The 12,392-nt window shown below is 49.9% G+C and carries 11 protein-coding genes; 10 read left to right on the top strand and 1 reads right to left on the bottom strand.

Annotated features, from left to right (window positions below):
• The 7 genes from HMPREF9412_RS06560 to cntE form a co-directional block, all read left to right on the top strand.
• Nucleotides 1–825, top strand: an 825-nt coding sequence (locus HMPREF9412_RS06560; protein ID WP_009590592.1) for an opine metallophore biosynthesis dehydrogenase, incomplete at its 5' end; no start/stop codon positions are given.
• A 37-nt stretch (nt 826–862) separates the two neighbouring features.
• A complete protein-coding gene (cntA, locus tag HMPREF9412_RS06555) occupies nt 863–2,467 on the top strand; it encodes a staphylopine-dependent metal ABC transporter substrate-binding lipoprotein (RefSeq protein ID WP_009590606.1) in 1,605 nt (534 codons plus the stop codon).
• A gap of 32 nt (nt 2,468–2,499) precedes the next feature.
• Nucleotides 2,500–3,432 carry a nickel/cobalt ABC transporter permease gene (opp1B, locus tag HMPREF9412_RS06550; protein ID WP_009590595.1) on the top strand — a complete coding sequence of 311 codons (933 nt, stop codon included), beginning with the start codon at nt 2,500–2,502 and terminating at the stop codon, nt 3,430–3,432.
• Entirely contained in the window at nt 3,432–4,319 is an 888-nt protein-coding gene (gene cntC, locus HMPREF9412_RS06545) for a staphylopine uptake ABC transporter permease subunit CntC (RefSeq protein WP_009590604.1), read from the top strand. The genes opp1B and cntC overlap by 1 nt, the downstream gene beginning before the upstream one ends.
• Nucleotides 4,297–5,106, top strand: coding sequence for a staphylopine uptake ABC transporter ATP-binding protein CntD (gene cntD, locus HMPREF9412_RS06540; protein WP_009590607.1), 810 nt, complete (start codon nt 4,297–4,299; stop codon nt 5,104–5,106). Before cntC ends, cntD begins: the two co-directional genes overlap by 23 nt.
• A 1-nt stretch (nt 5,107) precedes the next feature.
• Nucleotides 5,108–5,854 (top strand): ABC transporter ATP-binding protein, encoded by a 747-nt coding sequence (locus tag HMPREF9412_RS06535; RefSeq protein WP_009590589.1) that lies wholly within the window; start codon nt 5,108–5,110, stop codon nt 5,852–5,854.
• Between the two features lie 30 nt (nt 5,855–5,884).
• The gene (cntE, locus tag HMPREF9412_RS06530; RefSeq protein WP_009590591.1) at nt 5,885–7,099 is read left to right on the top strand and encodes a staphylopine family metallophore export MFS transporter CntE; all 1,215 of its coding nucleotides are present in this window, start codon (nt 5,885–5,887) and stop codon (nt 7,097–7,099) included.
• Nucleotides 7,100–7,247: 148 nt separating this feature from the next.
• Here cntE and HMPREF9412_RS06525 read toward each other — a convergent pair whose 3' ends face one another.
• Nucleotides 7,248–7,940: a hypothetical protein gene (locus tag HMPREF9412_RS06525; RefSeq protein WP_009590602.1), complete on the bottom strand. Its 693-nt coding sequence runs from the start codon at nt 7,938–7,940 to the stop codon at nt 7,248–7,250.
• Nucleotides 7,941–8,112: 172 nt separating this feature from the next.
• Here HMPREF9412_RS06525 and HMPREF9412_RS06520 point away from each other — a divergent pair, with 172 nt between their 5' ends.
• The 3 genes from HMPREF9412_RS06520 (at nt 8,113) to bahA (ending at nt 12,336) form a co-directional block, all read left to right on the top strand.
• The gene (locus HMPREF9412_RS06520) at nt 8,113–8,826 is read left to right on the top strand and encodes a response regulator transcription factor (RefSeq protein ID WP_009590582.1); all 714 of its coding nucleotides are present in this window, start codon (nt 8,113–8,115) and stop codon (nt 8,824–8,826) included.
• Nucleotides 8,823–9,980, top strand: a complete 1,158-nt coding sequence (locus tag HMPREF9412_RS06515) for a sensor histidine kinase (protein ID WP_009590603.1) — start codon at nt 8,823–8,825, stop codon at nt 9,978–9,980. Before HMPREF9412_RS06520 ends, HMPREF9412_RS06515 begins: the two co-directional genes overlap by 4 nt.
• A gap of 97 nt (nt 9,981–10,077) precedes the next feature.
• Complete coding sequence (bahA, locus tag HMPREF9412_RS06510; protein WP_009590574.1) at nt 10,078–12,336, top strand: bacitracin amidohydrolase BahA; 2,259 nt, start codon at nt 10,078–10,080, stop codon at nt 12,334–12,336.
• Nucleotides 12,337–12,392 lie beyond the last annotated feature (56 nt).

The following is a 12,392-nucleotide window of genomic DNA, read 5'->3' as shown; positions in this document are numbered from 1 at the left end:
GACCGGGTTTCCAATCATGTCATGACGACGGGGGTCAAGAAAAAAGTCTATATCGGCTCGACGCGGGGCCGCTCAGATTTTGTCGACAGGCTGTGCGGTCTGTACAAGCTATCGGACATTGAAGTGGAATTCATGAGGACGCCCCTGGAGGCAGAAGCGCGAAATATTTCGTTATATGTCCATCCCGCTTTGTTCATGAATGACTTCTCATTACACGCCATTTTTGACGAATCGGGTTCTCGCAAGTATGTCTATAAGCTTTTCCCTGAAGGTCCCATTACGCAGGATCTGATCCGCAATATGTTAGCCCAGTGGAAAGAAATAATGAACATCTTGGATCGATTAGGGATGAGACGCATCAATTTGCTGAAGTTTATGACGGATGATAACTATCCGGTGAGAAATGAGAGTTTATCACGCCGGGATATCGACAGCTTCGAACACTTGGAAAGCATTCATCAAGAGTATTTATTGTATATCCGTTACGCCTCATTGTTAATCGATCCCTTCTCTCAGCCGGATCCCGATGGTAAGTACTTCGATTTCTCGGCGGTGCCGATCCGGCGTTTGTTCATCAATCTGGAAGGCTGCCTGGATATCCCGAGAATGCCCAAGGAGGACTATTATCGGATCAAGATTATACAAGGCATCGCCAGCTTCTTAAAGGTGGATTGTCCAACCATCGATCGGTTCATTTCAGCATATGAAGCCAAAATCTTCAGCGTGGCACTTGCTCATATGGACCGGCCGTTGTCCGGTGCCTTCGCGGTTCAGAGCTTCGGAGAAGATCTGGCCTTGATATGCAAGGACATAACAAATACATGAACGTTAACCTAATCAAGTGGGTAGCAGGAGGAAAACCGTGAAAAGAAAAACCGTAATCATATGGATGATTTTGTGCACGATGGCGCTATTGGCAGCCTGCGGAGAGACGAAACAGGAAAACAAAGCCGCATCGGCTGTCCGGGATGAATTAATCTATGCGACAGCAAAAGATATTCATGATATGAACCCGCATTTGTACACGGGGTCTATGCCGGCTCAGGGCATGGTATACGAGTCGCTGGTGGAGAACACGAAGGAGGGCATCAAGCCGCTGCTTGCGGAATCTTGGGACCTTTCGGAAGACGGCCGGACCTATACCTTTCATTTAAGAAAAGACGTGAAGTTCCATGACGGAGAACCGTTTAATGCCGAAGCCGTCAAATTAAACATCGACGCCGTGCAGCAAAATGCCGAAAAACATGCCTGGATTAAGCTGTCGAGCAAAATCAAAAACGTGAAGGTCGTGGATGAATACACTGTCCAATTGATCTTAAGCGAAGCTTATTACCCAACGCTGGTCGAATTGTCCATGACGCGGCCGTATGTATTCCTATCGCCGAAGGACTTCGTTCAAGGGGAAACGAAGGATGGCGTTAACGGCCATAACGGTACAGGTCCTTACAAGTTCACGGAGCATAAAATCGATGAGTACGCCGTCTTTACCGCCAATGAAGAATACTGGAACGGTGCGCCGAAAATCAAGAAAATTACGGCCAAGGTGCTGCCTGCCGGCGAGACGACGTTTCTGGCCATGCAGAAAGGAGAGGTGAACTTCGTATTCACCGATGATCGGGGGGCAGACAGCATTGACGTGCAAGCGATGAATCAACTGGTTGACGCCGGAACCTATCAGCTTGTACGCAGCGAAGCCATGAATACGAAAATGATTGTCGCCAACAGCAGCAAATCGGACAGCCCGGTAAGCGAAACCGCGGTGCGTGAGGCAATCTGGTATGCAATCGATCGCGAAACGATCAGCAAGGACATATTCGAAGGAACCGAAGCCGAGGCGAACAGGCTGTTCTCGTCCAATGTGAACTATGCGGATGTCGAATTGAAGGAACGCGGCTATGATCCGGGAGCGGCCGAGTTAATCTTGGAACAAGCCGGATGGAAAAAAGGCAGCGGCGCTGAGGCCAGGACGAAGTCCGGACGGCAGCTGGCCATGAACTTATATTATGACAGCAATTCATCGTCGCAAAAAACACAGGCGGAATTCATTCAGCATGCGCTAATGCAGATCGGGATCAAGCTGGATATCATCGGCGAAGAATCGAGTTCGATCGCGAATCGAAGGTCTACGGGCGATTACGAGTTATTGTTTAATCAGACCTGGGGATTGGCGTATGACCCCCAAAGCACCATCGCTGCGTTCACTTCCGAAGCTTCTTATCTGCATACGACCAAAGGGGTCGCCGAAGCGGATCATCTCTATGACCGGATACAGCAGGTTATGGTGTCGACTGACGAGGAAGCCAGAAAGGCGTTGTATGCCGAGATCATGCGGACGGTTCACGATGAAGCTGTGTTTATCCCGATTTCGAGCGGGAGCGTCACGGTTCTCGCACCGAAGGACTTGAAAGGCATTACGTTCAAGCAAACCCAATTTGAGCTGCCTTTTGAACAAATGTATTTCGAATAGGGCGAGTACTCATCAATCGATAAGGAGCCATTATGGGAAGTTATATAGCTAAACGATTATTGCTGTCCGTTCCGATTCTGCTTATGATTTCATTCTTGACCTTTCTATTGATCAACCTGTCGCCCATGGATCCTGCCGAAGTGGTGCTCCGCGCCCAGGAAGTTCCCGAAATCACGGAGGAACTGATCGCTAAGACGCGTGAAGAGCTGGGACTGAATCAACCCTTCCTGAAACAATATGCCGACTGGGTGATGGCCTGTCTTCAATTGGACTTCGGGGAGTCCTACGTCACGGGACAATCCGTGTGGTCCTTGATAAGTCCGGCGTTTCTCAACACGTTAAAGCTAACGCTGGTTTCGTCGATCATCATTATCGTCATGTCCGTCATCTTGGGGGTTATCTGCGCATTAAACGAAGGCAAAATGCTGGATCGAACGGTAAGAGGCGCCTCTTTCTTTCTGACGGCGATGCCTTCTTATTGGCTGGCTTCGATCATGATCTGGTATTTCTCCGTCCGGCTGGACCTGCTGCCGACCAGCGGCATGGACTCCTATCAAAGCTATATTCTTCCCGTAACGGTCATATCGGTGAGTTATGTCGGCAATTACTTCAGAAACGTAAGAAGCTCCATGCTGGGCCACTTGCATGAAGACTATGTGGTTTATGGGAGAGCTTGCGGTTTGCCCGAGAGGAAGATTACGAAACATATTCTCAGAAATTCGCTGCAAGTCGCCGTATCCATCTTTTGCATGGCGATCCCTATTATACTGGGCAGTACCGTAGTCATTGAAAATGTATTTGCATGGCCGGGACTTGGGCGACTGAGCGTGAAATCCATCTTGAGCAGGGACTTTCCGGTCATTCAGGCCTATGTCCTGATCCTGGCTGTAGCCTTTGTCTTATTCAACACCTTGTCGGACATGATCAATGCTGCGTTCAATCCGAAATTAAGGAAGGAAATCTGATGAGAGCACTGAAAAATCTGAGCAGAGACAAGCTGGCCAGCCTGTCACTGCTCCTTATTGCCGCAATCGTAATCTTGGGGCTGTTCGCCCCTGTATTCGCGCCGCACGATCCGAACCATGTCGATATGAAGCTGCGCTATGCCGGCTCGACCTGGGCGTATTGGTTCGGCAACGACCATTTGGGGAGATGTATCCTGTCCCGGCTGATTTATGGCATACGTCCCAGTATTTTATGGGTTCTGGCCGCATTGTTGGCATCGGTAGGCGTAGGTGCGGCCGTTGGATTCCTGGCAGGCTACTTCAAAGGTAAAACGGACGCGATTCTGATGAGAATTTGCGATATTATGCTTTCTTTTCCCGGGTATGTCATGACGCTCGCGGTAGTCGGCATTCTGGGTGCAGGCCTTGAGAACATCCTGATTGCCTTTGTTGCTATGAAATGGGCGTGGTTTGCCCGCGTCATCCGAACGTCGGTCCAGCAGTATGCCGAAATGGATTATGTGAAGTTTTCAAAAGCAGCCGGCATCAGCAATCGTAGAATCATTATGAAGCATATCGTTCCCGTAACATTCTCGGATATTGCCGTCATTGCCAGTGGTTCGATGTGTTCCATGATATTGCAAATCTCCGGATTATCCTTCCTGGGGCTGGGCATCAAGGCCCCTCACGCCGAATGGGGGATGATGCTGAATGAAGCAAGAGAGGTTATGTTTTCACATCCCGAGCTGATGTTGGCGCCCGGCTTGGCGATCGTCATTGCCGTATCGGCATTTAATTTTCTGGCGGATGGGCTTCAGGTCGCGCTGGATCCCAAACGAATGAACTCCGGCAAGCAGTCGCGAGTTGCAGAGGTGGAGAAACCGAATGTTGAATATGCTAGAGGTTAACCATTTGAGGGTATGGGACGCGAATGAGGGCAAAGAGATCATCCGTGACAGCTCTTTTCAGTTAAAGCCCCAAACCTGCCTGGCCATCGTAGGGGAAAGCGGGAGCGGAAAATCCCTTACGTGCAGATCGATCATCCGATTGCATAAGCCCTGGATTCGTCAATCCGGGGAGATTCTGTTCAAAGGCGAGAATTTGAATCAACTTTCGGATAAAGAAATGAGAAGAAGAAGGGGTAAACAGATTGGGATGATCATGCAGAACGGTATGGGAGCGTTTGATCCATCTTCCGTAGTCGGCGTTCATTTCCAAGAGACGTTGAAGGCGCATTTCGGCTGGAGCAAGAGCCAAGTCGAAACCACGATGAAAAAAGCGATGGAGAGCGTCATGCTCAATCATCCGATCGAAACCATGAACAAGTACCCTTACCAACTATCGGGCGGCATGCTGCAGCGCTTGATGATTGCGCTCACGCTGGTTCTTTCGCCCGACATCGTGATCGCCGATGAGCCGACAACGGCACTCGATACCATCTCGCAGTACGAGGTCGTTGAACAATTCATCCAGCTCCGCGAGCGAATGGGAGGCTCCATGATTTTTGTGTCCCACGACTTGGGGGTCGTGAAGAAGATTGCCGATGAAGTAATGGTCATGAGAAACGGCGTTATTGTAGAAAGCGGGAGCGTTGAAGAGGTATTATCGGCACCGCGGCATCCCTATACGCAGTACCTGGTTTCTACCCGTCTTGAGTTGAGCAACCATTTCAACGAGATTATGAGGGGGGAGTAGCGTGCTGAAGGTAGAGAACGTACATAAATCTTACCGGGTAGGCGGCCTGTTCTCGAGGAAAAAGCAGCAAATTCTGCACGAGGTAAGCTTCGAATGCGGAAGCGGCGAGTGCCTTGGCATCATCGGCGAGAGCGGAAGCGGAAAATCTACCCTTGGACGATTGATTTTGGGTATTGAACAACCGGACCAAGGGGCCGTCTTATTCGAAGGAAACGATGTGAGGAATCGTCATGTGCGTTCCGGCAATATGAGTGCGGTTTTTCAGGATTATACGTCTTCGATCAACCCGTTCTATACCGTGAAGGAAGCCGTCATGGAGCCCTTAACGGCGCAGGGTCCGGTACGCTCCGACCAAGACGCCCGAGTCGATCGTTTGCTGCATCAGGTCGGGTTGGACGCTTCCTACAAAACGAAATATGCGCATGAGTTATCCGGCGGAGAGGCGCAGAGAGTCTGCATTGCCAGAGCGATTGCCACGGAGCCCAAGTGCATCGTGCTCGACGAGGCGATCAGTTCTTTGGACGAATCCGTACAGATACAGGTCCTCCGCTTATTGAAGGAGCTTAAAGACATCTATCAGATGAGTTACGTCTTCATCACGCACGACATTCAAGCTGCCGCTTATATTTGCGATAGGGTTCTTATTTTCAGAAGCGGCAAGGTGGAGGAGACGATCGACGTCAAGCAATTAAAGCATGTTCAGTCGGATTATGCCAAAAAATTAATGGAGCATTTGATTACGTTCTAACGTTTACACGCAAGCAGGAGGAGAAATATAGTGAGTGGAGCGATGTCTTGGCCGTTTTTGCGTTTATATATGCTGGCCCTGCTTTATTTCAGCGCCAATGCCTTACTCAACGTCATCATTCCGCTTCAAGGAGCCGCATGGGGAGCCAGCAGCACAACCATCGGTCTCGTCATGGGGGCTTACATGCTGACAACGATGTTCTTTCGGCCCTGGGCCGGGCATTTGATCCAAAAGCATGGGCCCGTTAAGGTGCTGCGCCTGGTTCTGTTGGTAAACGGCACTGCCCTGATTCTGTACACTTGTACCGGGTTAGGGGGATACCTCATGGCTCGAATTTTGCAAGGCATTTGTACGGCTTTTTTTTCGATGGCATTACAGATCGGCATCATGGATGCGCTGCCTGAGAAGGAGCGTTCGCAAGGCATTTCATTTTATTCATTGTTCACTTATATCCCGGGCGTGATCGGTCCGGTTCTCGCATTAGGCCTCTGGCAGACGGGCGGCATGGATTCATTCACGCTTATTTTTGTTGCGATCGCCATTTGTACAGGTTTGTTCGGGTACAGCGTCAAGATGGACGAAGAAAAGGCTCCATCGGAACAAGCGACAAGCCGTTCGGGCGTGTTCCAGTCCTTCGGGCAAATCGTTAAGAATCGGTTCCTGTTCCGATGCAGTGTCTTGATGCTGTCGGCATCCATCGTATTCGGAGCGGTCACCACGTTTATGCCTTTATACGGCGAGCAGCTGAACAGCGGCAGCGCCGGCATTTACTTGATGCTCCAGGCTGCGGTCGTTGTCGCTTCGCGATTTGTCCTGAGAAAACGAATTCCGTCCGATGGCAGATGGCATTCATGGTTTATCATGGGTACCATGCTTCTTGTAACCCTGGCTTCGGCATGCATCAGCCTGTCTTTAGAGTTGGGGAGCATGCTGCTGTACGCAGGCGCCATTCTTATGGGCATGGCCCAGGCGCTGCTGTACCCTACGTTAACGACTTATTTGTCATTTGTATTGCCCTCGTCCAATCGCAACGTGTTAATCGGTTTGTTTATTGCGATGGCCGATTTAGGCGTATCCTTGGGCGGGGTCGCGATGGGACCGATCGCTGATTATTTGTCCTACTCCACCATGTACATGATCTGTGCAATTTTAAGCATGATGATGGTTATTTTCGCGTACGAGCGAAAAGGAGGCTTGGCTGCTTCAAACTCCAGCCATATCAGGGAGAGAGAAGGGGATGTTTAGCAATGTGCTGTACTTTTCTCCCGATTCCCCAATAATCACATTCCGCCTGATAGTTCATGAATCTCTGCTCGCTGGTTGAGCAGAGATTCTTTTTTGATTTACTCAAAAGCTTCTTATATTGGCTACGTGATCGATCCATAGCCATCAACTATGAGCTCTGCCGCTCAAGCGGGAAATATTGTTGAAGCTCATCCCAATGCGGCGTCGCCATATTCGCGCTTTTCTTTAAATCGGCAAAAGCTTGCTGCAGCGCTGTTATCTCGTTGGCCGACACCGCCTTATCACTTAACAGAATTCTGCTGATCGGGATAGACAGCATCATCTTCAATAGAATGTATAAGAGCCTTCTGTTTTTGCGGGCGAACTGCTTTTGAGCGGCAGGCGTAACCGTGACCCCGTTTTTCTCCAATACTTGATGCCCCTCATCCATAGCATGGATGACAAGATGAAGAAGCTTCCTGTCTTTGGCGGCTCTGCGCAAATTCCCGTTATATGTAGAAGCAATGGAATTCAAAGCCAAGATCATGACATAATGACTCTTCAGCCACTCATTCATATTGTTTTGGTAGGTCCATGCATATTTGGTGTTTGCCAAAGCCTGATCGATGAACGGCCGCCAAGACAGATCCTCGCCTAATCCTCCGATATTGATTTTGGTTCTTGTTCCGCGCACGCTAATGACAAGGCTGTTCTCTCTCCAGCCAGCGATCGATTGAAAAGCGAAGGGCACATGTTTCGTTACGGGGCTATGGGCTTGCAAGTAGGTTTGCATATCCTGAGGGCTTGCATTGTTGCCCATGATCACGACATGGCGGCTGTGATTCGCAGCCAGTGCAGGCAATACGGCCTCGAAATCCTTGGTTTTATCGGACGCTAATGAATCAATAACAGAATGACCTCCGCCGAATCCGGTGCGAGGTTATTTCTGTTTAATAATGCTGACAAAGACAACGCAAAAAAGGAAATTAGCCTTCCAAGGAGAACCATATACTACTTGAAGGAGGATGCTTTATATGCCCAGAAACATACTTGTGGTCGATGATGATCCGGATATCGTAGACATGCTGAAACTCTATTTAGACGCAGAAGGATATGCGACTTTGGCAGCCTTCGACGGGCTTGCAGCGCTTGAGCATCTCCGAAGCCAACGCGTCGATCTCGCTCTGTTCGATATCATGATGCCGGTCATCGACGGATTCCAGCTGCTCCGCACGATTAGACAGGATTATAAAATCCCGGTCATTCTCGTATCGGCCAAAAATCAGGAGCTCGATAAAATCACGGGTCTCAAGCTCGGAGCAGACGATTATGTTTCCAAACCGTTTAGCCCGATGGAAGTAATGGCAAGAATTCAGGCCCAGTTAAGACGGTCCTATGAATTCAATGAGCCGTCGGAGCCTGACCCGGTTTCCGTCACCCGCATCGGTGATTTGGTGCTGGATCATCGCGAATACATGCTGTATATCAAAGGAAAGCCCATTTCGCTCAGCGCGATCGAATATAAATTGTTAAACCTGTTTATGGGAGAACCGGGGCGCGTATTTACGAAACGTCAAATGTTTGAGCATGCCTGGGATGAGTTGTACCTGGCCGACGATAACGCCGTAATGGTGCAGATTAGCAGGCTGCGGGACAAAATCGAGAACAATCCGAGAAACCCTGTTTATATCAAAACTATCCGCGGCCTCGGCTACCGGTTTGCCAAGAAAGATGAGTTAGACACATGAAAACGCCTAATCGTTTACAGCGTTCGCTGATCGGACAATACTTGTATTTCTTTGTTATGATTGCCATCATTGCGGCGTTATCGTTGTTTCTATTGAATGCGCAAATCATGAATTATTTTCTCGATTCAACCGGGCAGATAAAGGTGGAGGAGACTCAGAAGGGCCATTCGCCCGCTACGCCAGAGGAGAGCTACAGCGGTCAACAAGAGCGCGTATTTTATAAAATGGCTCTTCAGACCCTGCTTCTGTTTCTCGTTTTGTTTGCGATCACCGTGTATGCGTTCGGAAGAAGGACCGCTTCGAGGCTCACGACTCCGCTCAGCTCCATAGCCGACGGCATTCGAAACATTGCCCAAGGTCAATACCGCAAAAGGTTAAACTTCAAAGCAAGCTATGAGCTCGCGCAGATCCAGGACGATTTCAATGATATGGCAGAGCGTCTCGAGCGGATGGAGCGGGAAAAGCAGGAGCTGGAAGAAAGCAAGCAGCGCATGCTGATCGACATCTCCCATGACTTGAAGACACCGTTGACTACCATACGGGGCTATATCGAAGCGCTGGAGGCGGGACTCGTGGATACGGAAGAGAGAAGACGCCAGGTGTTGCGTTTGATATCCGACAAAGCCAGTCTGATGTCGGAGCTGATTGACGGCATCTTTGAACTGTCCAAGCTGGACAGTGCCGATGTTCCTTTTTCCGTTGAATTCTCCGACATTACGGAATTTACGAGGGAAATCGCGGCCGAATATTATGAGGTTTTCGAAGATAAACAGCTTGTTTTCCGTTACGATATTCCCGATCGGGAAATGAAGGTCCCGTTCAACGCGATCTGGTTATATCGGGCGGTTTCCAATATGCTGTCCAATGCATGGAAATACACCCCTCCCGGCACAACCGTGGAATTGAAATTGGTAATCGCAGAGAACGGGGTTGAGATTCACGTTGCGGATGATGGCGCCGGTATCCCGGAAGCCCTAAAGGATAGGGTGTTCGAAGCTTTCGTTCGCGGAGACAGGGCACGGACAAGCGATGGCGGCACGGGACTCGGTCTGGCGATTGCCAAACAAGTGGCAGAGAAACATGGAGGAAAGATCAGGCTTACCACAACAAACGGGCAAACGACATTCGTTCTGTTTCTGCCGAGCAATATGTAAGATTTCTGAAAGAATTGAGAAAGTGCACAGAAAGAGTGATCCGGTATCCTCAGATGTAGAACGATCTACTAAATAGAGTGCAGGAGGACTGGGAAGAGTGGAAATACAAAAAGAGAAAGAGAACGAGAAGGGCATTGCCATTATACAAAGAATCGTTGCAAACCGGAAACGTATGCAGCCTTTAACTCCTGGATGGAAGGGAGCGTCGCTTGGACTAGGAGGCACCGCCTTCATTCTAATCCTGATCCAGGCCGATTATTTATTGACGGGGCACGGTTTCATAAAATATATCGCGGGCACGTTTTTGTTTGTCTTAGCGATTGCAATGATAAGCGGCTTGACGGCGTTGCTGCTGCACGGGGTCAAGAAACTGCCAAGCCGTTATATTTGGACGTTGACAGGCTCACTGACCTTGCTTGTATTCTGCTTCATCGTGCCGCCGAAAGTATCGGCCGTGTTCATTGCATGTTTGGCCTTAGTTTTTTCTTTATTTGGGGCATTGCTTTATAAAATTGCAGCCGGAAGCTACAGGCAAGTCTCAAAAGCAAGGAGAATCGGCGCCATGGTCTGCTTGTCCTTGATCGCCATCGTGATCGGAGCGGGCAGCTTCTGGCTGATTCGGGAGGGAGATGAAGCCGCTCCGAGCGTCACGTTACAACAGCTGAAAACCTCAAGCCGGTATGAAGACTCGACGATGAACAATCCGGCAGAACAAGGCACCTATCCCGTCCAAAGCCTGTTATACGGCAGTCCTGACAACTACCGGAAAGAGTTTAATCAAAGCGGTTCGCTGACGACCAAAACGGTGGATGCGACCGAGTTTGTCGATAAATGGTCCTCAGGGCGAACGAAGTCGCTTGGATTCGGACCGGATGCCCTGCCGTTAAACGGAAAAGTATGGTATCCCGAAGGGGAGGGCATATTTCCGCTGGTCCTGATTGTGCATGGAAACCACTTAATGAACGATTATTCCGATCCCGGTTACGAATACCTCGGCAAATTGCTCGCGAGCAAAGGGTATATTTTCGTCTCCGTGGATGAAAATTTCCTGAATGCCGCTCCATACGAGGACCTTTTTCTGGTTAGCGCCCTCCAACGTGAAAATCCGGCAAGAGGTCTGCTGCTGCTGGAGCATTTGAAGACCTGGAAGGGCTGGAACAGCGCTCCGGACAACCCGTTTTATCAAAAGGTCGATATGGAACGAATCGCCCTCATCGGTCATTCCAGGGGAGGCGAAGCCGTCGCGATTGCGGCTGCCTTCAACAAACTCGGCAATCACCCGGATCACGGCCATATCAAGTTTGACTATAACTTCTCGATCCGCTCTCTCATTTCCATTGCGGGAACGGACGGGCAATATCAGCCGCAAGGCAAACCGCTGCCGCTGCAGGACGTGAATTATCTCTCTTTGCATGGAGCTCATGATATGGACGTCAACAGCCTGGACGCTGCCAAACAATATCATCGGATTCGTTATACCGAAGGCAAAGATTACATGAAGTCGATGATTTATGTCTATGGGGCCAACCATGGCCAGTTCAACGGAGGCTGGAACAGAGGGGATGGGGCAGGTCTTGCGAATCGTCTCTTTAACCTTCGTCAAATCATGCCGCGGGAAGAGCAGGAAACGATTGCCAAGGTGTTTATTTCCGGTTTTCTCGATGCAACGCTTAAGGACCAACGTCAATATCGGGAGATGTTCACGGATTTGGGTTACGCCAAGGAATGGATTCCCGACAACCTGTACGTGGGCAATGTTTACGATTCGGGGACGACCATGATTGCCGAATTTCAAGAAGACATCGATCTGCAGAGCACGACGCTGCCTGGCGGCAGCCTGATGGGCGAACATCTCCGGGTATGGAAGGAGGAGAAGGTAAGGACCAAGCATGGCTTGGCCGATTACAGCGCGGTTCGCTTAGGCTGGGACACGAGAGGAGAATCCGAACCTGCATCCTTCACGGTCACGCTGCCGGAACGCGGCATGGAAACGGGAACGGAAAGCTCTGTCGTATTTTCGATGGCGGACGCCCGTGGAAAAGACACGAGCGGCGACCCGAATGAACTGATCAATGCAACGGTTTCCGTTGAAGACAAGAAAGGCAATCAGGCAAGTCTTCCCCTCAGCCACATATCCAAACTGCCGCCTGTTATAGAAGGTAAACTTCTCAAATGGCCGTTTTCGAATTCCGGGAACATTTCGGAGCCCGTATTTCAAAGCTATGACTTCCCGTTAAGCGATTTTGAACAATTGAATCCGGACTTCAACCCGCAGCAGCTAAGCAAGGTCCGTATTCAATTCAACCTGACCAAGCGGGGAACCGTGCTGTTGAGTGACATAGGGATCCGATCCTAACATGTTTGATATGGTCTGATAGGATGGCAATGATGACTGCCAGCAGCCAAGAACTC

Source organism: Paenibacillus sp. HGF5, from assembly GCF_000204455.1.
Classification (GTDB): domain Bacteria; phylum Bacillota; class Bacilli; order Paenibacillales; family Paenibacillaceae; genus Paenibacillus_AQ; species Paenibacillus_AQ lautus_A.
This window is presented reverse-complemented; position numbering and strand designations above follow the sequence as displayed.